Origin of the sequence: Parapedobacter sp. 2B3 (assembly GCF_041925275.1) — a bacterium.
GTDB lineage: Bacteria > Bacteroidota > Bacteroidia > Sphingobacteriales > Sphingobacteriaceae > Parapedobacter > Parapedobacter pyrenivorans_A.
Genome location: NZ_JBHEUZ010000034.1, coordinates 1 through 22,785 on the forward strand (window position 1 = coordinate 1; position 22,785 = coordinate 22,785).

Consider the following 22,785-nt stretch of genomic DNA (forward strand, 5'->3'; position numbering starts at 1 on the left):
CGAATCAAAGTTAAGTAAGCCTAAAAAGAGGCAACGCGCTGCCCTGGATGACGATTTCCGAAGCAGCCTGCTCGCCGCGTATTTTTAAAAGCGATTTCCCTGGCCGTTCTTTCCGATGTTTGCAACATTCCCGGTTAAAATCATATCTTTAACGTCTTGTTACATATTTTAGCTTTGCACCATAAAATCACCACGTTCACATGGTATCGGAAAATCGATTGATAGGGGCTGTTTCAATGATAATTAACCTGGTATGGCTTGCCGCCTGTAACCAACCGCGACAAGAAGCGCAAACCGCGGATGTCTTCGATGCCGATAGCATGGCCACGTGCGTCTCGCACGGGATCCCTTCCCGTGCCGCCGCGATTGCAGAATCTGAAAGCAAACATGCCTTTCTCGGTGCCGATGACGCCCACATGGTTTATATCCAAGGAGGGACCTTCCGCATGGGGACAACGGATTTTGCCGATACGCACCCCCTGCACGAAGTAACGGTGGATGGCTTTTGGATGGATGAGCACGAAGTGACCATTGCGCAATTCGCCCGTTTTGTAACCGCAACCGGTTACCAGACCGTCGCAGAGCGCCCGTTGGACCCCAAAGACTTTCCCAATGTGCCGCTCGATGCTTTACAGCCCGGCTCGGCTGTGTTTGCACCGCCAAACCAAGCCGTAAACCTGAATAACCACCTGCAATGGTGGCGGTATGTGGTAGGGGCAAATTGGAGGCATCCCGAAGGCCCCGGAAGCGACATCCAAGGCCGTGGCAATGAACCGGTAGTGCACATAGCCTATGAAGATGCGGCAGCTTTCGCCAAATGGGCCGGCAAACGGCTCCCTACCGAGGCGGAATGGGAGTATGCCGCCCGTGCCGGGCACTCAGACACCAAATATTATTGGGGCAACGAGTTAAAGCCGCAGGGTCAATGGACCGCCAACGTATACCAGGGAAACTTCCCGGTAGAAGATAGGGGTGAAGACGGCTACAAAGGAGCGGCCCCTGTCAAATCGTATCCGGCCAATGCATGGGGATTGTATGATATGGACGGAAATGTATGGGAGTGGTGCGCTGACTATTACCGGCCGGATTATTATGAAAACAGCCCGGCCCGAAACCCGAAGGGGCCCGCGGACAGCTTCGATCCCACCGAACCCGGAACCGTGAAGCGCGTGCAACGCGGTGGGTCTTTCCTATGTAATGAACAGTATTGTGAACGTTATATTGCTGGCAGCCGGGGAAAAGGAGAGATCAGCAGCGGCAGCAACAACCTCGGGTTCCGGTGCGTGAGCGATCAGCCGGCCCCAGGTAGTGATTAACTCAAAATAACCGGTTATTCACCGGTGTGATCGCCACATTCCGCCAGTTGGAAAAACCGGCTGATGTGTTGGAATTGCCCGCTTAACCCCACCGTGGCGCCGAACACCAAGAGTACGGGGCCGGTATTGTCTATCCCCTTTTCTTCTGCCACCTCCACTATCGTGTTAACAATCCCAACAGCTACCTTCTCATTCGCCATAGATCCGTTCTGGATAACGGCTACCGGCAGCCTTCCCTTTCCTTCGGCTTGATAAAGGGCGACGATTTCACCTAATTTGTCGAAACCCAATAAGACCACGACCGTGGCGCGGCTCCGTGCAGCATCTTTTAACTCTTCCGAAAGGTTGCCCGCCTCGTCCGACCCACCCAGAATCCAAAGGCTATCGCTCAAACCACGATGGGTAACCGGGATACCCTGGAGCCCCGGAACGGAAATGGCACTCGAAATCCCCGGAACGACCGTCGCCTCGATACTATACGATGCGGCGTAATCAAGTTCTTCATAACCACGGCCGAAAACGAACAGATCCCCGCCCTTCAGCCGTACCACATGGCCGAAATTCAAGGCATAATCAACCATCAGCTGGTTCACAACGTCTTGGGAAAAGTTCTCGTCGCCCGAGGGGTTCCCTACGTATACCTTGATCGCTTCCGAAGGGGCATAAGCCAGCAGCCGCTCGTCAACCAATGCGTCGTAAAGAATCACATTCGCCGTTTTCAACGCCTTGATCCCTTTCAAGCTAATTAAGTCCGGGTCTCCGGGGCCTGCACCCACCAGTGTGATCCTAGGATCTATATATTGTTTCTTTACAAAAGCCTGTGTCATATCTCCGATAAGCTAGTATACCCAATAATATAATGTTGTCGGCAAATATACACAATGTCTACCTTTTTTGTAGTTATTTTATGTCAAACCAGCAGCGCTTATTTATAATTATCTGATTATTAATTCAATATGTTTTAAAAGAAATGCACTTATCATTCGTCAGCCTATCAAACAGCCCGACAATTTAGTATATCAATTGTACTACCCAAAAACTCAATTATTCTTGCAACAGCCCCCATCTACTGATCAAACTGTTATCTTTACTGCTTTTATAAACCCTTTCGCTATGGAATACCGCAACAGTAATACGTTCATACGGCCCACCTGGCTCCTGGCGCTCCTAGCCATGGCCGCTTGTGGCACACCCAACGGCCAATTGCAGAACGAACCGGAGCCCTATGGGCCCGTCCCAACGGCCGCGCAATTGAATTGGCACGAAATGGAACTGTATTGCCTTATCCATTTCACACCCACCACTTTTCAAAACAAGGAATGGGGCTTCGGCGATGCACCGGCCAATTCGTTCAACCCGCTACATTTCGATCCAGACCAGATTGCCAAAGCAGCGAAATCCGCGGGTTTCAACGGGCTCATATCGGTGGCAAAGCACCATGATGGGTTTTGCCTATGGCCCACCAAAACCACCGACTATAACATTTCGCACAGCCCCTGGCGTAACGGGCGAGGAGACATGGTGAAGGAGTTTATGGAGGCCACCCGCAAATACGGGATGCAGTTTGGCGTCTATGTATCGGCTTGGGACCGCCATGATGCCGAGTATGGCAATGAAAAATATGCCGAGGCATATCGCGAACAATTACGTGAACTTTATCACGGTTACGGCGACCTGTTTACCAGCTGGCACGATGGTGCAAACGGAGGCGACGGATACTATGGTGGAGCCAATGAGATGCGGCGCATCGATCGCTCCACCTACTACCAATGGGAAGAAAAAACATGGTCCATTACCCGCGACATGCAGCCCGGCGCCGTCATTTTCAGTGATATCGGCCCCGATACCCGTTGGGTGGGCAATGAAAAGGGCATCGCCCCCGAAACCTCCTGGGCTACATTCACGCCCATTGGCCCGGGTGGCGGAAAGGCTGCCCCCGGCCATGTGGATGATCGGTTTTTGGGCAGTGGCCAGCGCGACGGCAGACACTGGATTCCCGCAGAATGCGATGTCCCGCTTCGGCCCGGCTGGTTCTACCATCCCGAGCAGGACCATCAGGTAAAGACCCCGGACCAGCTTTTCGACCTCTACCTCAAAAGCGTAGGGCGTGGGGCCGCGCTGAACCTCGGGCTTGCGCCCAACACGGAGGGGCTTCTCCACCCCGCCGATGTGGCTTCGCTTGCGGGCTTTGGCAAAAAACTAACCGAGACGTTCGCTACCAACCTGGCCGCCGATGCCAAATTCGAGGCATCAAACGTCCGCAATGGCCATACTGACCATTTTGGTCCAAACAACCTGCTTGATGACGACCGTTACAGTTACTGGGCTACCGATGACGGGGAGACATCGCCCCAATTGGTAGTCGAACTTGGAACCGGGAAGACCTTTGACCTCATCCGCCTCCGCGAAAATATCAAGCTCGGACAGCGGCTGGACAGCGTGCTCGTGGACAGTTGGGAGGGAGGGACGTGGACACCGCTCGCCCGTGCGACCAGCATCGGGTCCAGCCGAATTATCCCATTGGAAAAACCGATAACGACCCAGCGCCTTCGGCTACGCTTATTTGCACCGGTCCCCGTGGCATTGAGCGATTTCGGCCTATTCAAAGTGGCCGCTTCCAGCTACGTGTATGACGGGGCCGAGCGAAACCATGTCGACCGAGCAGATTGGCAGCTCATAAACAATGGGTTCGAAGGGGGAGACCCTGCATTGGCCATCGATGGCCGAGACGACACATTTTGGCTAACCGCAGATACGGACCTGCCGCAGCAAGTTACCATCGATATGGGGCATACGCATACCCTTACCGGTTTCAGCTACCTCCCCAGGCAAGACGGCGATGCAACGGGGCTAGTAAGCCGATACACCTTCGCCACCAGCAGTGACGGCGACGCATGGAAAACCATCGCTACGGGTGAGTTTTCAAATATCGTTGCCAATCCCATCACGCAATATGTAGCTTTTGACGGCGGGGCGAAAGCACGGTACTTCCGATTTACCGTCCATGCAACCGCGAACGCGGCAGGTAAACGGTCACCCGTATCCATTGCCGAATTCAATATACATAACGACTAACCGGAGAGTGACTTAACAAGCCGAACCATGAAAAGAACCGCTTGCTTCGCATTATGTTGCACCCTACTCTTGACCACCCAGGCGCAACAACCTTTACAACTGTGGTATGACAGGCCCGCCACCGTATGGGAAGAAACCCTACCCTTAGGCAACGGCCGTTTGGGCATGATGCCCGATGGCGGCCTTGTCAATGAAAAAGTCGTGTTAAATGACATCACCCTTTGGTCCGGTAGCGAGCAGGACCCGAACCATTACGAAGCGCATGAAAATCTCGGCCTTATCCAGCAGCTGCTTCTCCAGGGCCGGAACGACGAAGCGGAACAGTTGGTAAATGCCAATTTCGTTTGCGTAGGGGAAGGCAGCGGCCATGGGAGGGGTGCCAACGTCCCCTACGGTTGTTTCCAGGCGTTGGGTGAGTTAACGATCCGTTATGAGCACCCGCAGGGCGAAGTGGAGCACTACCGGCGAACCCTCGATCTACCAACCGCTACTGCCGAAACCTCGTATTGGCAAGGCGGTGTGAACTTCCGCCGCGAATACTTCACGTCGTTCGATGGCGATGTCGGTATAATCCGGCTTTCTGCCGATGCCAAGGGCGCATTGGCTTTTTCGGTGTCACTGACCCGGGAAGAAAACGCCGAACTCCGATTCGTGGGCGACGAATTACAACTTTTCGGAGCGTTAAATGATGGCCATGGCGGTACCGGGATGCGTTACCTCGCCCGTATCCGCATCCAGCACACAGGGGGCGAGCTCGGCATTGACGGCACGGCATTGAAGCTCACCGGAGCGGACGAGGCGGTCCTTTATCTATCCGCCGCCACGGATTTCAGGGGAAACCCTTACGAGCAGCAGTCGGCCCGCTTGATGGAGGAAGCGTTGAAGACACCCTATAGCGTATTGAAAAAGAATCACCTCTCCAATTTTCAACAACTGTTCAGTAGGGTGTCATTGCAGATCGCCGGTCCAGAAACCACCGACATCCCCACAGACCGGCGGTTGAAAAGGTTCTTTGACAACCCGGCAAACGATAATGCACTCGCTGCGTTATATTTCCAATACGGGCGGTACCTCAGTATCTGCAGTACCCGCCCGGGCCTGTTGCCGCCCAATTTGCAGGGGCTCTGGGCACATCAAGTGCAAACCCCGTGGAACGGCGATTATCACCTCAACATCAACGCACAGATGAACCATTGGCCGGTGGAAGTCGGAAACCTGCCGGAGCTGCATGAACCTTTCATCGACATGATCAAATCCGTTGCCCGGGCGGGCAAGAATACCGCGAAGGCGTATTACAATGCGCCCGGATGGGTTTGTTATATGATGACCAATGTCTGGGGGTATTCCGCCCCGGGCGAGCAGGCCTCTTGGGGAGCCAGCACGGCCTCCGGTTGGCTGTGCAACCACCTTTGGGAGCACTACCTCTTTACCAAGGATGCCGCCTACCTGAAGGATGTGTATCCCGTGCTGCGTGACGCCGCCGTGTTTTACCACCACACATTGATAAGGGAACCCCGCAACGGCTGGCTGGTTACCGCACCTTCGGTTTCGCCGGAGAATGCATTCGTGCTGCCCAATGGCAAAAGAGCGAGCGTAGCCATGGGCCCCACGATCGACAACCAAATTGTACGGGAACTGTATAGCAACGTGATTGCAGCGGCGGATACCCTCGGGTTGCGGGATGCTTTCGTGGACACACTGGAGCATAGCCTGGCGCAGCTGCCCCCTCCGGTGCAGATAGGGAACGACGGCCGCATCATGGAATGGCTGGAGGAATATGGGGAACCGGAGCCTCAACACCGCCACGTGTCACACCTTTATGGCTTGTATCCCGCTGCATTTATCTCTCCACAAACCACGCCCGAATGGGCTTCAGCAGCACGGAAAACCCTAGGCATACGCGGAGACGGCGGCACCGGCTGGAGCAGGGCATGGAAAATCCTATTCTGGGCACGATTGCAGGATGGTGACCATGCCTTGGAAATCCTGCGGCAGTTATTGCAGCCGGCATTTGGCAATGAAACCACGTATGGAGGCGCCAGCGCAGGCACGTATCCAAATCTTTTCTGCGCCCACCCGCCTTTCCAGATCGATGGCAATTTCGGCGGGACGGCCGGCATCGCAGAAATGCTGTTGCAGAGCCATGCAGGGTTTATCCATTTGCTCCCCGCATTGCCAGCGGCATGGAAAGACGGGGAAGTGAAGGGGTTGAAAGCAAGGGGTAATTACACCGTAGACATCAAATGGCAAGACGGCACGGTGGTAAGCTACCGTGTACATTCACCCTCGGGCACGCCGGTGGACGTACTGGTAAACGGCAAACTCATAAAAACGGGGAACGTTGCCGGCTTATAATGCAGCGAGCAAATTTTTCCAACCCACCAGATCACCGATCATCCGCTCCAGCTCCGACGCAGCGACGCGCTCCTGCTCCATGCTGTCACGGTGGCGCAGCGTAACGGTATCATCTTCCAGCGATTGATAATCTACAGTGATGCAGAAGGGAGTGCCTATCGCGTCCTGTCTGCGGTAGCGTTTGCCTATAGAATCCTTCTCATCGTACTGCACATTGTAATCCATCTTCAACCGGTTGAGAATCTCCCTTGCTTTGTCGGGCAATCCATCTTTCTTTGTCAGCGGAAGTACCGCAGCCTTAACGGGCGCCAACGCAGGGTGGAAACGCAATACCGAACGGGAGTCCTTTTTGTCCTCCGTGCTCAAATCCTGCTCCTCAAAGGAATTACACAGTACCGTGAGGAATAGCCGATCCAGTCCTATGGACGTCTCAATTACATATGGCACATAATTCTGGTTGACCTCCGGATCAAAGTATTGCAGCTTTTTGCCCGAATATTTCTGGTGTTGGGTCAAGTCAAAGTCCGTACGCGAGTGGATGCCTTCCACTTCTTTAAACCCGAACGGAAACTCATATTCGATGTCTACTGCTGCGTTGGCATAGTGTGCCAGCTTCACGTGGTCGTGATAACGGTATTTGGCACCGTCTCCTCCCAAAGCCAGGTGCCATTTGAGGCGCGTTTCCTTCCATTTGCTGTACCATTCGAGCTCGGTGCCGGGTCGCACGAAGAACTGCAGTTCCATTTGCTCAAATTCGCGCATGCGCATGATGAACTGGCGGGCAATGACTTCGTTGCGAAAGGCTTTCCCGATCTGGGCAATACCAAAGGGAACCTTCATCCGGCCGCTCTTCTGTACGTTCAGAAAGTTGACAAAAATTCCCTGGGCGGTCTCTGGCCTCAGATAAACGGTCTCCGCACCTTCCGCCGAGGCACCCATTTGGGTGGAAAACATCAGATTGAACTGCCGTACCTCGGTCCAGTTCCTGGTGCCCGATAGGGGGCACACAATATCGTGTTCCTCGATGATGGCTTTCAGGCGGGGCAGGTCGTCGTCATTCAGTGCCGCGTCGAGGTCGGCCTGCAGTTGCTGGGCTTTCTCGGTTTTCCCGTCGGTCTCGTAACGGGCAATTTTATCTTCGATCAGCTGGTCTGCACGGTAGCGCTTTTTCGAATCCTTGTTGTCTATCATGGGGTCGTTGAACCCGTCCACGTGCCCGGAGGCTTTCCATGTGGTAGGATGCATGAAGATGGCGGCATCGATACCCACGATATTCTCGTGGAGCTGCACCATGGCTTTCCACCAATATGATTTGAGGTTGTTTTTTAGTTCCGCCCCCAATTGGCCGTAATCATAGACCGCGCTAAGGCCGTCATATATCTCGCTCGAAGGGAATACAAAGCCGTACTCCTTGGCATGCGAAACCACGTTTTTAAAGAAATCGTCCGTCTGTTTGCTCATAAGACGGCAAACATAGATAAAAAGCCGATGATATGCAAAAGCAAAACCTCCAGTGAAAGGTTTTGCTTATCCGGTCCTTTACCAGCACTCTACCGTTGTTCGGTGGCGTAGTCAACCAGTGCAAACAGGTATTGCACAGCGTTGTCAAAACCAGCGGGTGTCTGTGCCACAAATTCTCCCGAAACGGTATTCCCCTTGATGCCCTTGGATGTAAAATAGAAATCGCCCATGGAACCAAACATCTTGTGGAATGCGATATAACGATCCAACGATGCCAGCTGGTCAGGCGGGATCTGTGCCGACAGCTTCTTGGCGCTTAGCAGGCCCACAAACTTGTTCTTGGTGAGCATTTTGCGAGCATGGCCATCCAGTTTGCCACGGTATTGGTTGGAAGCAATAGCCTGTAACTGGTCTACGGACGTGCCGATGAATACAATCCCTTCCTTCCGGGTAAACAGCAGATCAAATGGCAGCCCGGCATTGACCAATTGGTAAACGCCGCTTTCTTCCATCAAATACCCTTTGCGCATGACATACGACATCACCCGGTTGTAAAAAGCCGCGTCATCCGATGAAAACATAAAGAGGAAATCGGGGATGGTTTCCATTTTCGTTTTCTCCACTTCCTGGTAGTTGTAATCGTCGTCATATTCATAGCTGGTGTAGGGAACCTCTTTCTCAGCAACGCCATTCAACACAAATAGCGCGTCGCCCTTGGCTACTTTCGCCAACGCTCCTTCATCTAGCATCAGCGACAGCAGCTCGGCTCCCAGATCAATATCATCGGCGTACTGAGAGAACATCCCGCCGTAGGTATCTTTCATTAAAGCCGGTAACTCTTCCAGGTAGGCTTTGCTATCCATGGCTATCGAAAAATAGCCGATGGCGTCGTCCGTGTTCAAGTACCTGAGAAACTTCCTGTTCAGCTTGCCCCCGTACATCCGTTTAAAGCTCTTGGCCATATGGTCATTGACTTCCATGGTCGACTTCAACTTGAACCCCTCCTTGTCGGCAAACAACCCCGCTTGGAGGCTCCCGTAATAACTGAATAATTTGTCGGGGGAACGGAAGTCCGCCAGCTCCGGTACCAGCGCGGTGTAGATGGATTCGAAACTCGGTATCCAAACCGATGCAAGCGCGTCCTTGCTTAAGCTCGCCAAGTACGAACGATTGGCCAAAACACTCTCCTCCACCATACCGCCAAACAATGCCGAGGCATGCGCCGCCGCCCATTCCGATTCGATCCGCTGTTTGATCGCTTGGTCCGCCGCATAGTACATATCGTAGGGGTTCCCGTCGTCTTCCAGCACCGTGTCCACCGAATAATCGTCATAACCATAGGCACCATAGGCCGCATCTGCTTCGATCAGTGTCGTATCAACTTCCCACACACCGTTCACGGTATCTCCTTCAATCGACCAATCATTAGCGTATGCACTGTCTGCTTCGGCCGCAGTATCATAATCATTACCGTAATAGTCATCATAGTTATAGTTCATGATGCCGTACCGTTCGGCAACCTCGGGCTGTTCAAAGTAGCTGCCAACGAGGTTGGCGCTGGAAATGACCAGCGCGCTATTGTCCCAGGCAAAAACGGTACTATCGCCCGAAACTTCCTTACGGAAACGCTTGTAGCTACCGAGGTCATCTACGTTTTCACCTTTGGCAAAATACCTTTCGAAGCTGCTTGCATCCGCGATAGGCAATAAGAAGTTGAAGTAGGTAACGCTGTCCGTAAGTTTCGCATAAAAATAGGCTGTACGGTCAAGTGCTATCCCAAAATCCGAGACCCCCTGAATACCCTCAAGCCCCGCTTCATCGGCCTTTTCCCGGATAGCCTGCCCTACGGTGGTTGCGTTAAATTCGTCCACACTTATCAGCTCAAAGAAATGATCCGTCCGGATATTCACCACGGCAAACGCATCGTGCGGTATTTTGCTTGCGAGGTCCTGCGCGTTTGCGACCGCGCTTATCAACATGCCTATGGCAACAAATAATCTGTTCATGTGTCAGTTAATCAATTGAATGTGGTTGGTAATGTCTTTTTTTCCCGCGATGAGATCCAGCACGGTGCTCTGCAGCATCACCGCCTTTCTTGACGCGGCGATTTTTGCGGATGTGTTGCTTTGCGTAGCTACAGGTTGGTCGAAACGGTAGATACTCGTATAAGTTGCCGATTTGAAAACCGCCTTATCCGCCTCTTTCAATTTGTCAAACTCCACCTTGGTTTTCGGTTCGTATACGTATTTCCTGGTGAACGTCCGGTCATTGCTGCTGTATGCATAAAACGAATTGCCGGAAGGTTTGAGCTTCATTTCTTCATAGATTCTATCAGAAATACGGTTCAGGTTATCCACATCGGCAAAAGAAAACCGGATGACCGCGATAAACTTATCGAAATCGACGGTTTGTGTCACATTCGATATGCCATCGATTTTTCCGAGTGCCGCCGACAACTCGGCCAAATGTTTCCGAACATCGGCCTTCGAAGGGACCTTATATCCGTTTACACTATCGAGCAGCATCACAGATACAAGCCTGGACTTGCTTTGGCTCAGATTGGCGGTAAATACCGCCACGCCCGAACCGTCGCCCTTAACGGTCACATCTTCTATGATCTGGAAGCACGAAACGAAAAAAACAAGCCCCGGTATTAATAAAATCAACCTTATTCTCGTCGTTGTCATGCTAATTTTCTTCTTGCGACGTAAGCGCATACACCGCGAAGGAAGCCAACCAATGTTCGCCCATATAGTCACCGCTGGCCACATGGGGCAATGCGGCCTGCAGATGCGTTCTTGCCACCCCGAGCAGCCGTTGCTCATTTGCACCGGCGTGGCGCGCGATACCATACAGGCACCATGCCCGGCTCAGGTTCAGGCCATCGAGGTGCACCAGTTTGCCATCGGTCCGGTCGCTCACCGTACCCGGCTCGAGGCTGAATGATTTTTTAAGCAGTTGGGGTAAAAACCTTTTTAACCACCGTTGATAGGCAGCCGCAGGAAGTATACGCCACATCAAATCAGCCTCTTCCAGGCAAGGACTTAAAAAGTCGGCCCCACCCGGCTCCCAGCTGAGCGGACACCCCTTGTCTTCCGCATAAAAGCGCAAGGCTGTTTTGCTGATCACATCAACGAGCCCGCTGTCGCCAACCTGTACGGCGTAATCATAGGCAAGACGCAGGCCAAACGCGAGGTTTGTATGTTCCCCCACGCGGACAGGGTAATTCATTTTCGGCAGATACGATTGGTAAGACTCGCTGATGAGGCTTGCAAGCGGTTGTAGGTTTTTCCCGAGCAACTTACCCAGCGGATCGTTCCATGACAACAGCTCTGCTTGCAACTGAAGCAACCAACCCCACCCATAGGTCCGTTCAAAGCTGCTGTTCAGCCCCCTAAATAGCGACACTTCAACCGCTATATTCTCCGCCGTAAGATTCCCGGCAAGTTTTTCCCTGATTTCCCTGCCTTCGGGAAGGTTGGGGAAGAGTTTGAGGAGCCGTACCAACATCCAGTGGCCGTGCACACTGCTATGCCAATCGAAACAACCGTAAAACGCCGGATGGTAATCGGCCGGGCTGCGCACAAACGTAGCGTCTTCAAAGACGATGCCCGTTTTGTAGGGATACGGCTGCTGCATGCAGTGGAGCGGCAATTGAGCAAGGTGGGAGGCCCCCATCAACGTGAGTGCCACCCGGTTGCCCGTTGTTTCATAATGAACAACGGGTTGGGCGTGGCCTGTTTCCAGGCAAACAAACGCCAAAAATAAAACTATAAAACTCCGCATGGTCATCATGTCTGCCGCAAAGATATGGCGATAAGGCCGAAAAGGGAATCCCTATTTCAAGGTATTTTCAACCGGCCCTTCTTCCTCCCGCTTATTCGCTTCGTAGATACGCACCGTGATCAAAAAATACGAAAGCAACAATGGTCCGTAGACAAGGCCCATCATACCGAACAGCGGAATCCCGATGATGACACCCACCACGGTGATAATCGGGTGGATATCGCCTACTTTTTTTGCGATGATCAGCCGCAGCACATTGTCGATGTTGATTACCACCACAAAGCCATATACCAGGAGGCCGATAGCCGCCAGGTTCTCACCCTGCGTAAATGCGAAAACCGCGGCAGGCACGAAAATGAGTGGCGGGCCCAACAGCGGAACAAAGGAGAGGATAGCGCAGATTACACCCCAAAACAGCGGATCTTCAAAACCGAATATCCAAAAGCCCAATGCCAGCGCACCTCCTTGTACCAGCGCTATGAACGTTTGACCGATTACATTGGAGTAGGTGATATTACGGAGCTCGTGGCCGAAACGCACCGCATTCTCTACTTTAAATGGTGAATAACGGAGTAAACCACGCTCAAAACTCCTGAAATTAACAAACAGGAAATATAGGAGAAAATACATGACGGTGATATCCAGGAATAGGCTCGCGGCGCCACTGAGCAAAGAAGTGAACATTCCGCCGAAATAAGTGGCGCTTTTCTCCAGCTGCTCTTGGAGGAGGTCTGGCTTACCCAACTTATCGCCCGCATATGCATTGATGGTATCTACCGTATTCTTTATCCACTCGGGGTTTTTTATCAGGCCCACTATCTTGTTGGTGAGCATCGTTCCTATGCCCAAAAACGGAAGGACGATAATCAAGAAAGACAAAACGATGATGACCACGGCCGCAATGGGTCGCCGCCATTTGAGCTTTTCCACCAGCCAGATGTTCATCGGCCTGAACATGGTATACATAACCATGGTACCCAAAAGCGCACCGATGATCCCACGCACGGCGAAAGCGATTACCAGGCCCAACAAAACCAACAGTACCAACGTAATGATATTACGTTCTTTCTGGGTGAAAACGGAGTAGGACATAAGCGATACGACTAATTTTTTTCCATTACAACGCCAAATCAGAAATTTGGTTTTCGCTTCTCCAGAAAAGCAGCGACCCCTTCTGTGAAGTCGGGCGTACCGAAACACCGGCCGAACTCCTCGATCTCCGTTTCGAAACCCTGGGCTGCATTCCCTACACCTGCATTGACGGCCCGGATTGCCGCGGCTACTGCGCTTGGTGAGCGAACGACGATACGCTTGAGGATGCCCTCTGCCTCGGCAAGCAATTCGTGGGGCGCAACGACGCGGTTCACCATGCCATAATCAAGTGCTTCGGTTGCCGTTATCATATCGCCCGTCAGGATCATTTCAAGCGCACGGCCACGGCCTACCAGCTGTGTAAGGCGCTGTGTGCCGCCATATCCCGGTATGAGCCCGAGCGAAACCTCCGGCAGGCCCAGTTTCGCCTGGCTAGCGGCCACCCGGATATGGCATGCCAATGCCAACTCCAGCCCGCCACCGAGGGCAAAGCCGTTGATTGCCGCCACAATGGGTTTCGTGGCATGGTGTATCACATCAAACACGCTTGCTTGCCCCGCTCGGGCCAGTTCCCGCCCTTGGTCGGCATTGAAAGAAGCGAACTCGCCGATATCCGCTCCCGCAACAAATGCTTTTTCACCCGAGCCAGTCAGCACGATACCCCTCACCGCCTCCGCAGCCAGCGCAGCAGCAATGGCATCACTCAGTTCTGCCAGGATGGCTTTGTTCAGCGCGTTCAATTTCTCTGCCCGGGCGATGGTAATGCGCCGGATGTATCCCGCGTCCTCAACAAGTAAATTCTGGTAAATCATGGCTAAAAGTCTACTTTCACACTAAAACGAAATCCGCCCCTGTCAACATCGGGATGGTTAAGATACGACAATCGCCTTACATATTCCACGCGCAATACATTCAAAATATTCTCCAGCCCCGCACTCGCCTCCATATACGGCCTCCGTCCCATCGTAAACGTTGTTCGGTTACCATCCCCGTCGGCAGGGAGCAAAAAAACCGAGGGGTTGTTCTCGGGCCGGTTCTCGGGTCGCACGTCGCCATACAGCGCCTTGAATCCAACCACTTCACGTATCTTCAACCGTTTCAGAAAAGGCACCTTATTCAAGAAGAATCCATGCGGCCGGTATTCCACGTGCAGCTTGACGTATTGGTCGTTCACAAACTCAAGGTCGTTCATCAGCGCATAGGCATCTTCCGCCAGCGCATAGGTCCGGCTCGCATAGGGAATGTCGAGCAGCGGAAAAGGCAGGGTGCCGAATAGGTAGCCCGAGGCTACGTTTACGTCAGCGAGCCCCAATTGGGAGAGGAATATACGTTTGGAAACATCCAGCCGCAGGGCGTGGTAGCGGTACTGTCCCCCAAAGGGCCCTTTGAGTCCCATATTATAGCGCAGGTTGAATATCGGGTACTCGTTGATGATGGGTGTGCGCTCCAGGTTCCGCTGAAAAAATGCTTCGTGGGGGGCCCACCTAAGATCAAAAACCAGCTCCGATGTACGCAGTCTGCGCACCGTATCGGGGTTATTGGCCGCCGTTATGAAAAAAAGGTTTGCGGTTGGATCCTGCCGTTGGGAAACAAAAGAGGACCGGAACATGAAATGGTTCCCCAGTTCCATCACGTGGCTGAGCTTCATCACGTCAAAATAGCTCCATTTATCCTGTTTGTCGCCACGGAATGAACGTACGAAGCTGTCGCCATTGCGAAAACCCAGCAACTGGCCGGGTTCCCGCGCGTCGTGCTGGTACGTGAGCTGTAGGTAGTGAGCCGGGTACACTCCGATCTTCCCCCGATTGAGCGTATGGGCCACACTGCCATAGAACTTCCATCGCCTGTCCGTGGTTCCGTAGGCGGTATAGGCTTCGGCATAGAGCTTGTCAGAAAATTCGCGGGTGGTGCGCCCACTTATCCGGATACGGCTCCCTTCCAGGGCGTTGAAGCTGTAGGCATGTTCCACCGGGCCAAACTCAATCGATCCCGCGTTGATATAGCTTTGCGAAAGCAAATAGCCCAGTTTCAATGTCTGCCTGAACGAGCGGTTATCCTGCAAGCTATCCAGGTTGGCATACGTCTTGGTCTCCACCGGGGTCAGTGCTATCGGCCGCGCACGGTCCCAATATGCAATAGGCCGCGCGTTGGCGCCGGCAACGGTCGCCATCTGCTGGCCGCCAAAAACTTCTGCCGGGATAACCGTATCCGTATCATAGCCGGAATATACGAGTGTCCGCTCGCCGAAGGCTCCGCCCTCACTGCCCTGCAATCCGAAGTTGATTCTCATGTCGGAATAAGCCGGTAGGTACACGCCATTGTCATGGCGATGGAACCGGAGCGTCCATGTAAGGTCATTCACCCAATTCAGGTTCGCTTGCTGGCCAATCCGCAGGTCGGCACGGCGTATACCGTAGTTCCCATCCAAGGTGATATGTAACCTGCCCGAGAAAAGCCGGTCTGTCTCATTCCTTGGCACAAACGTCAGTTCCACAAATGGACCTTCGGCCGTAGAGATGGTGTCCGTGATGAAAAACTTGTAGAATAATGGCGCCGCATCCGCCGTGGGGCTTAAGAAAGGCTTGTTTAAAATCAACACGTTGTTTTCATAGATATCCACGTCGGTGTAGATGAAATTGAAATACGTTTGGATATTCTCATTGTTGACGTACCGAGCATCGAGTTCGGTCTTTTTGTTCGCGGTGGTTACCGTTTTTGTCGCTTTCGGATAGTGGCTACGGTATTGTTTCGAGAGCTTTTCTTCCAAGTATATGGGCAAGAGCGAGCGGCCAGGCACCAAGGTCGTGTCTACATTCTCGAACGCAAAGCGATAGCCCCGCGTCAGTGCATTGTGGGTGACAACCTTGGGCACGTTGCTTACGGCCATCATGATTTTCTCATACGCATCGAAAGACACATAGTCAAAACGCGTCAACCGGTTCATGCCCTTGTGCTCGATGACCTTGCGGATGAGCTCCACTGCCGGGTTATCTTGGTTCCGGTACCTTCCTTTTCCGCTGACGACGACTTCCTCAAGTGCCCTGAAATCCTCCTCCAATTCAACGTCGATGGTTTGCACCCCATCCCGAGGCAACGGCCTCGTGGCACTCTTATATCCCAATGCCATGAATTGGATCTCGGTACCCCCGCCGGCAAGCACCAGCACATAATTTCCCAGGCTGTCGGTAGAGGTGCCCCTGTCGGTGTACAGCAACGATACCGTAACCCCGGCAATGCCCTCACCCGTGGCCGCATCTGTTACCCTTCCACGGATGGCCGGTTGCGCTACGAGCGACGAAAAGGCGGTCATACCCAGCAGCAGCAGCATTCCTTTCAAAGCGTTGGATCGTATTCTCATAGCAGCCCATTCCGTTTCGTACCTAACGAGTATAAACGTCCACAAGATACAATTTGTTGGGAAGTTTAGGAACTTTCGCTTGGGACCGGTTTTTCCGTCGTCTCTATAAAAATATAATATTTGCATTCAAGAATGATACATTTCGGATTTTATACTCGACAACGCTTTCGGACATTTGCCGTATAAAACATGCTATGATGGAAACACAAGCAACCATAAATTATAGTCGGATCGCCGAAGCGATCGATTATATCAAAGAAAACTTTAGGTCACAACCCCGTATGGACGAAATCGCCGAGAAGATACATCTAAGCCCGTCACACTTCAAACGGCTATTTACCGAGTGGGCCGGCACAAGCCCGAAAAGGTTTCTGCAATATACCAGTGTTGAACACGCGAAGAAAATCCTAAAAGACGAACAGGCCACGCTATTTGATACCGCTTTCGAAACGGGGCTTTCCAGTACGAGCCGGTTGCACGATATGTTTATCAACATCGAGGGAATGACACCTGCCGAATACAAAAACGGAGGTAAAAACCTTGCTATCAATTACAGTTTTGCGGAAAGCCCTTTTGGTTCTTTAATCGTTGCCGCTACCGAAAAAGGCGTTTGCTATATGGCATTTGAAGACGATGAAGGAAAGGCGTTGGACCATCTGACAGCAAAATTTCCAAATGCCGTATTCCGAAGGAAACTCGACTTACTGCAACAAAACGCACTATTCATTTTCCAAAGCGATTGGAGCAAGTTGGGTGAAATAAAACTGCACCTGAAAGGAACCGATTTCCAGTTGAAGGTTTGGGAAAGTCTGTTGAAAATCCCGATGGGCAAATTATCCACCTATGGCAATATAGCCGGGCAAATCGGAAAGCCGAAGGCTTCGCGGGCCGTGGGGACGGCCATAGGGAGCAATCCCGTTGCTTTCCTCATTCCTTGTCACCGCGTTATCCAATCGTCGGGAGCATTCGGCGGCTACATTTGGGGAACAACGCGGAAAACAGCCATTATCGGTTGGGAAGGAGCAAAAAACTATGCATCATTCTGAAATCGCAGACAACGATTTACGAAGCAAGATCCGCGGGCGGGAAATCCGTTTTGGCGGGAACCGCAGACTGAAAATATATGGCTTGTTGGATTGTGCTCCCGGCAAGCGAATGAAAAGGGAAAACCGGGTTTTCTTTGCATCAGCGCAGGAAGCCCAGCAAAATAATTATCGTCCGTGCGGACATTGTATGAAAGATGACTACAAAAAATGGAAAAATGGAAACTAAAAAATTGGCTTCCTTATGAGGGGACCGTAAATTACTACGGGAAATTGCTGGCCCAGAATCAAGCCGATTTTTATCTCGATAGATTATTGGAAACCATCGAATGGCGGAATGATGAAGCCGTTATTTTCGGTAAGAAGATCATTACCAAACGGAAAGTGGCTTGGTACGGCGAAAAGCCTTTTGGATACACCTATTCCAACACCACCAAATACGCTTTGCCCTGGACAAAAGAGCTCTTGGAACTCAAAAGCACCCTAGAAAAAGAAACGGGTGAGCGTTTTAATTCCTGTTTGCTCAACCTCTATCACGATGGGGACGAAGGGATGGCCTGGCATAGCGACGGAGAAGCCGACTTGAAGAAAGATGGAGCGATAGCCTCGTTGAGTCTGGGGGCTGAAAGAAAATTTGCTTTCAAGAACAAAAAGAGCAAAGAAAAAGTAGCACTCGTTTTGGAGCACGGCAGTCTATTGGTAATGAAAGACACCACGCAAACGCATTGGCTACATAGGCTTCCGCCGACAAAAAAAGTAACGACACCGAGGGTAAATTTAACGTTTAGGACGATTGTAGAGCGTGGGTAAGTCATTAAATAGGAAGCCAGACCAGAGAAGATTATCCTGTTCGAGCGGATGGGGCCTCTGTTGGATTTTCTCTGATGGTTTTGAAATTATGGATGTTGACGTAGTTGGACAAACCACGACTGAGTGACCCCTTTCTGTCAATTTCAAAATGACCCCATTTGTTATTGCGGGCCAGATGGTTATGTGCGGAATAAAATTCGGTGGAAAGGGGTCAGTATGTATGGTTTTTCCACTTATGTCAGTGAAACAGATATGGACACGGCAGAAGTGCTGGATATACTCGGTATCTACCTGCTCGATGCGAGCGAAAATCCCGAACACCGGCAACAGGCGCTCGATTGGGCAATGGGAAACGAAAGGATCGCACAGGCGATCGTGTTCAGCGTGGAGGACTGGATCGAATTCCAGATCGACCGCCTCGACCGGCAACAGCAGTCCGGTCGGGGGATTTAGGTAGTTAATCCGAAAAATTTGTATATTTGGCTGAATTAATCCGAAAAATTTGTGTAAAAGCGGCCGGATCGGAGAGTTAAGGTAAAAAATTTGTAAAACCGGCACCATGGACAAGGACATCCCACTGCACCTCCAGGAGGTCATCTTCTCATCAAGCAACCCCGAAGTCAGCAGGACGATAGGGAAGCTGGAAAGATCGGGGAAGCTGAAAAAGATCGCCCCAAGGGTATATACGCCCAATCTGGAGGAAGACCCTGCGGAGATCGTACGGCGCAACCTGTTCAGGATCATCGGACAGCTTTATCCCGGCATACTGCTCAGCCACCGCTCGGCACTGGAATACAGGCCGACACAGACCGGGGACATCTTCCTGACCCACACGCACAACCGAAAGGTGGAACTGCCGGGGGTCACCCTCAACATCATGCGGGGGGCGGGAGCAACCGACGGTGACAACCTGTTTACCGACGGCCTCCACGTCTCCGGACAGGAACGCGCCCTGCTGGAAAACCTGCAGGAATCCCGCAAGGTCGGAGGGGAATCCAAGACCCTGCCATTGCCCGAAATCGAGGAAAAGCTTGACCAGATCGTCCGCGTCAAGGGCGAGGAAGGACTCAACGAACTGCGTGACCGGGCAAGGCAGATCGCCGGAATCCTCGGTATGGCAAAGGAATTCGGAAAACTCGACCGCATGGTCGGGGCGATCCTCTCCACCAAGCCCACCGACATCCTAAAATCCCCGGTCTCCATCGCCCGTGCGTTCGGGCATCCTTACGATCCGGCAAGGCTCGAGGTCTTCGAACGCCTGTTCGTGGAACTCCGGCAACGCGAATTCGCCGACCTGCCCGATGCGAACGACAGCCCACGGGCATTCCGCAATTTCGCCTTCTACGAAGCCTACTTCTCCAACTTTATAGAAGGGACACGCTTCGACGTGCAGGAAGCCCTGCGTATCATCGAGACCGGAAAGCCCCTGCCCGCAAGGGACGAGGACTCCCACGACGTGCTCGGCACCTACCAGATCGTGGCCAACAGGCAGGAGATGTCCACCACACCCGAAGATGCCGAGCAGCTCCTGCAGATGCTCCGCTACCGGCACAGGACGCTGATGCTTGCCCGGCCGGCCAAGAACCCCGGCGAATTCAAGGACAGGAACAACCGCGCGGGCGATACCGAGTTCGTCGACCATACCCTCGTCAGGGGTACGCTCATGCGGGGCTTCGACTTTTACCGCGCCCTCAAAGACCCCTTTGCCAAAGCAGCGTACATGATGTTCCTGGTCAGCGAGGTGCACCCCTTCCTGGACGGGAACGGCAGGCTCGCAAGGGTCATGATGAATGCCGAGCTGACTGCCGCAGGGCAGACGAAGATCATCATACCCACGGTCTACCGCGAGGATTACCTCGGTGCGCTCCGCCAGCTCACGCGCAGGCACGAGCCGGACACCTTTATCCGTATGCTCCAGAGGGCGCAGCGCTTCAGTGCCACCATTACCGGCAATGACATGGATGCCATGCAACAGGTACTCGAGGCGAGCAATGCCTTCAAGGAGGGCGACGAACATATCCTCCGCATCCCGGAGCCTCCCCGCAACCCGTGGGAACCCGACGATGACCGGCAGGACAACGGCCGGGGCATCCGGCGTTAGCTTGTACTGCTTGTGAGGATACGCTATTTTCCGGGAAACTTCTCCTTATAGATAAAGGTAATATCACTGGTCTGAATCGTGTCTTGGCTATGATTTAGCAAAGAAAGTTCAAACTTGATCTTTTTTCCCATCGGGGAATTTGATAATCCTGTCGATGTCTTCTGCCAGTACAATATCCCGAAAAGATCCAAATCTATCCCATATCATCTATATCGCCAAGCAGCGCATCCGGTTTCTGCTCTTTCCCGAGGGCATTACCTATAACAAGAAAACGGACGAATGTCGAACCCCAAGGATAAATTCTGTTTTTGCGTATGTTGCTTATTTTCAGCGAATTGCAAGCAATAAAAAAAGAGGCATACCAGAATTAGGACTGGATTTTGCCTCTTTTGCAACTTTGGTAGCAGTAACGGGAAATTATTAGAACACTTCATGGATATTCTTGAGCTTTTGGAGGACCTGTTGGGTGGATAGATGTCTCACATGAGCTTTTCTTTAACCCAGTATAATGGGATCTTCTCCTGCTCTAATCTCCAATTATTTATTTTCAAAAGTTCATAAAGCTGTTGCTCATGTTCTGTCAAATTAAGTTTTATCGAAATGCTGGTAGGCTTGCCTTTGTCTTCTTCAAAGAATTTTTCAAAAGTCGCTTTATCCATTAGCATACTTTTCGTATGAGGAAAATAGGACCGAAATTGGGACAAGATTTCAAACCCCTGTACATCTATATCACCCCAATAAAATAATTCGACATTCGAAAACCAATGTGTGTATTTAAGATTGTAAACACTATAACCACTTCCGAAAATAGCAATCGTCCCATCCATCTTGGGTAAAGTCAAAGTGGTATAAAGTGTTGTTTTGTTTTCCACCACCAATACTCTTTTAATCGGCAAATTCAATGTTTCAAATTGACTAACCGAAATAGCAATATCATCAATTCCCGAAAAGTATTTCTGGCTAATTCCCTTATCCAGTATTTTAAACCGGATGAACGGTTCACTGAATTTAAGATGAAATCTCTTTTCAAATTCTTTATACTCATTATTGATATGTCCTGTGAGTAGAATGTCTAGTAATTCCCGGATTACCCCCTTATTCCTTTCAATGAACTTTGTATGAACATTTATCGGCAATTCCCTGATGTACAGGTTGGGTTTAGGATTTTGTTTGAAATATCGACAGACTTTCATCAGGTTTCCCCATTTATTTTGGTTCTGAACAACTTTTAGGGGGTTTTTAACTGTCCATTCTTTTAATTCCTGAATCTCTGAATTGATCAGATTACAGTTGCACTTAAATTCTTCGTACTCCTTTACCTTACCAATAAATCTCAGAAAGTCTTGTAACGTATCAAACCTGATAGACTGGGGAATATCTTGTATACTATGCGACCGGCTTTTCACTTTTTGGGAAATAACGGTATAACCATATCCCTTCCTATCTTTCGCCTCTGACATCAAGTGAGCTATTTCCCTGCTCATCGTGGTAAAATCTTTGGAAAGCTTTTTATCTGAACGTAGGTTCAAGGGAAAGCTGTCCACTCCGAGAATACTATTCCTGAGAATGTCCGGATATATTCGCGAAGCCTTTTTTCTTATTTCATCAACTGTTATCATAGTTATTCCGCTACCTGTAAATATTGTTCCCGGTGTTCGCGCAATTGTTTAATAGGCATATCGTAAATTACGGAGTGGCGATTATCTTTCCGCTGAACGAAATGCACACGGGCGATATACGGTTCCACAATTGCAACCTCTTCGGCTTTTGCCGGAGAAACCACCATTACCTGTAAATGAAGCTGTTTACAGAGTTCCATAAGAAACTGTGCTTTTTCGTCATCTTGTTTGCTAAACGCTTCATCAACGCATATAAAACGAAATGAGTTGGTGTTGATACCCTCGCTGTGTATGCCAAACTGGTAGGCAATGGCAGACCCTAAAATAGTATAGGTAAGCTGGGCACCTTCGCCTCCTGATAGTTTGGCCGTTCCGGTGTAGCTCCTAAATATTCTGGACGGATCTTCCCGGTAATGTTCCACTGCCCGGAACTTTAGCCAATTTCGGACATCCAGCACTTCTTTTCTGGTATTTTCTTCGTTTGTAAGCTGATCGAGCAGCAGCTTTATCTTGTTAAAACTTTCTTCTAAAATATCGTAGTCCTTGGTTCGCTCAAATTCTACGATATTGGGTTTCCAGTCATTTAGTTTAATCTTGAAATCTTTTACCCTTGCAGAATAGTCTTTTTCTACGTGTAGCTTAATAAAAGTCGGCGGAGTCTTCTTAAAATTTATCTTTTCAAGAGACTTATTTGGAGATTTCGGTTATATTGACCACCGGATTTCGGAATAAAGTGACCACCTATTCCGGCGGAAATTGACCAGGGTAT

General features: G+C 51.3%; 18 protein-coding genes. 8 read left to right on the plus strand and 10 right to left on the minus strand.

Annotated elements, in window-relative coordinates; genetic code table 11:
• The first annotated feature begins 236 nt into the window (after positions 1-236).
• Complete coding sequence (locus ACEVG1_RS20345; RefSeq protein WP_374745568.1) at positions 237-1,316, plus strand: formylglycine-generating enzyme family protein; 1,080 nt, start codon at positions 237-239, stop codon at positions 1,314-1,316.
• A 14-nt stretch (positions 1,317-1,330) separates the two neighbouring features.
• Here ACEVG1_RS20345 and cobA read toward each other — a convergent pair whose 3' ends face one another.
• Complete coding sequence (gene cobA, locus ACEVG1_RS20350; RefSeq protein WP_374745569.1) at positions 1,331-2,143, minus strand: uroporphyrinogen-III C-methyltransferase; 813 nt, start codon at positions 2,141-2,143, stop codon at positions 1,331-1,333.
• 286 nt (positions 2,144-2,429) lie between these two features.
• On the opposite strand from cobA, the gene ACEVG1_RS20355 reads away from it, so the two are divergent.
• Together ACEVG1_RS20355 and ACEVG1_RS20360 are read left to right on the plus strand one after the other, a co-directional pair.
• On the plus strand, positions 2,430-4,391 hold the full coding sequence (locus ACEVG1_RS20355) for an alpha-L-fucosidase (protein ID WP_374745570.1): 1,962 nt from the start codon (positions 2,430-2,432) through the stop codon (positions 4,389-4,391).
• Positions 4,392-4,418: 27 nt separating this feature from the next.
• Positions 4,419-6,746 carry a glycoside hydrolase N-terminal domain-containing protein gene (locus tag ACEVG1_RS20360; RefSeq protein WP_374745571.1) on the plus strand — a complete coding sequence of 776 codons (2,328 nt, stop codon included), beginning with the start codon at positions 4,419-4,421 and terminating at the stop codon, positions 6,744-6,746.
• Here the strand turns inward: ACEVG1_RS20360 and ACEVG1_RS20365 are convergent.
• The 7 genes from ACEVG1_RS20365 to ACEVG1_RS20395 all read right to left on the minus strand — a co-directional run bounded on the left by ACEVG1_RS20365 (position 6,741) and on the right by ACEVG1_RS20395 (position 16,443).
• Entirely contained in the window at positions 6,741-8,207 is a 1,467-nt protein-coding gene (locus tag ACEVG1_RS20365; protein WP_374745572.1) for a glycine--tRNA ligase, read from the minus strand. The genes ACEVG1_RS20360 and ACEVG1_RS20365 overlap by 6 nt on opposite strands.
• An 89-nt stretch (positions 8,208-8,296) precedes the next feature.
• On the minus strand, positions 8,297-10,213 hold the full coding sequence (locus ACEVG1_RS20370; RefSeq protein WP_374745573.1) for a hypothetical protein: 1,917 nt from the start codon (positions 10,211-10,213) through the stop codon (positions 8,297-8,299).
• A gap of 3 nt (positions 10,214-10,216) precedes the next feature.
• On the minus strand, positions 10,217-10,894 hold the full coding sequence (locus ACEVG1_RS20375; RefSeq protein WP_374745574.1) for a hypothetical protein: 678 nt from the start codon (positions 10,892-10,894) through the stop codon (positions 10,217-10,219).
• 1 nt (position 10,895) lies between these two features.
• A complete protein-coding gene (locus ACEVG1_RS20380; protein ID WP_374745575.1) occupies positions 10,896-11,969 on the minus strand; it encodes a DUF2891 domain-containing protein in 1,074 nt (357 codons plus the stop codon).
• Between the two features lie 75 nt (positions 11,970-12,044).
• Positions 12,045-13,085 (minus strand): AI-2E family transporter, encoded by a 1,041-nt coding sequence (locus tag ACEVG1_RS20385; protein WP_374745576.1) that lies wholly within the window; start codon positions 13,083-13,085, stop codon positions 12,045-12,047.
• A 38-nt stretch (positions 13,086-13,123) separates the two neighbouring features.
• The gene (locus ACEVG1_RS20390) at positions 13,124-13,897 is read right to left on the minus strand and encodes an enoyl-CoA hydratase/isomerase family protein (protein WP_374745577.1); all 774 of its coding nucleotides are present in this window, start codon (positions 13,895-13,897) and stop codon (positions 13,124-13,126) included.
• Positions 13,898-13,899: 2 nt separating this feature from the next.
• On the minus strand, positions 13,900-16,443 hold the full coding sequence (locus tag ACEVG1_RS20395) for a DUF5686 family protein (protein WP_374745578.1): 2,544 nt from the start codon (positions 16,441-16,443) through the stop codon (positions 13,900-13,902).
• Positions 16,444-16,640: 197 nt separating this feature from the next.
• On the opposite strand from ACEVG1_RS20395, the gene ACEVG1_RS20400 reads away from it, so the two are divergent.
• The 5 genes from ACEVG1_RS20400 to ACEVG1_RS20420 all read left to right on the plus strand — a co-directional run bounded on the left by ACEVG1_RS20400 (position 16,641) and on the right by ACEVG1_RS20420 (position 20,397).
• On the plus strand, positions 16,641-17,489 hold the full coding sequence (locus tag ACEVG1_RS20400) for a bifunctional helix-turn-helix domain-containing protein/methylated-DNA--[protein]-cysteine S-methyltransferase (RefSeq protein WP_374745585.1): 849 nt from the start codon (positions 16,641-16,643) through the stop codon (positions 17,487-17,489).
• Positions 17,476-17,715 (plus strand): Ada metal-binding domain-containing protein, encoded by a 240-nt coding sequence (locus tag ACEVG1_RS20405; RefSeq protein WP_374745579.1) that lies wholly within the window; start codon positions 17,476-17,478, stop codon positions 17,713-17,715. Before ACEVG1_RS20400 ends, ACEVG1_RS20405 begins: the two co-directional genes overlap by 14 nt.
• Complete coding sequence (locus ACEVG1_RS20410) at positions 17,697-18,296, plus strand: alpha-ketoglutarate-dependent dioxygenase AlkB (protein ID WP_374745580.1); 600 nt, start codon at positions 17,697-17,699, stop codon at positions 18,294-18,296. The genes ACEVG1_RS20405 and ACEVG1_RS20410 overlap by 19 nt, the downstream gene beginning before the upstream one ends.
• A 183-nt stretch (positions 18,297-18,479) precedes the next feature.
• Positions 18,480-18,749: a hypothetical protein gene (locus ACEVG1_RS20415; protein WP_374745581.1), complete on the plus strand. Its 270-nt coding sequence runs from the start codon at positions 18,480-18,482 to the stop codon at positions 18,747-18,749.
• 106 nt (positions 18,750-18,855) lie between these two features.
• Complete coding sequence (locus ACEVG1_RS20420) at positions 18,856-20,397, plus strand: Fic family protein (RefSeq protein ID WP_374745582.1); 1,542 nt, start codon at positions 18,856-18,858, stop codon at positions 20,395-20,397.
• Between the two features lie 479 nt (positions 20,398-20,876).
• Here ACEVG1_RS20420 and ACEVG1_RS20425 read toward each other — a convergent pair whose 3' ends face one another.
• Positions 20,877-22,016 carry a Wadjet anti-phage system protein JetD domain-containing protein gene (locus tag ACEVG1_RS20425; protein ID WP_374745583.1) on the minus strand — a complete coding sequence of 380 codons (1,140 nt, stop codon included), beginning with the start codon at positions 22,014-22,016 and terminating at the stop codon, positions 20,877-20,879.
• A 2-nt stretch (positions 22,017-22,018) separates the two neighbouring features.
• Complete coding sequence (locus tag ACEVG1_RS20430; protein ID WP_374745584.1) at positions 22,019-22,474, minus strand: SbcC/MukB-like Walker B domain-containing protein; 456 nt, start codon at positions 22,472-22,474, stop codon at positions 22,019-22,021.
• Positions 22,475-22,785: the final 311 nt, after the last annotated feature.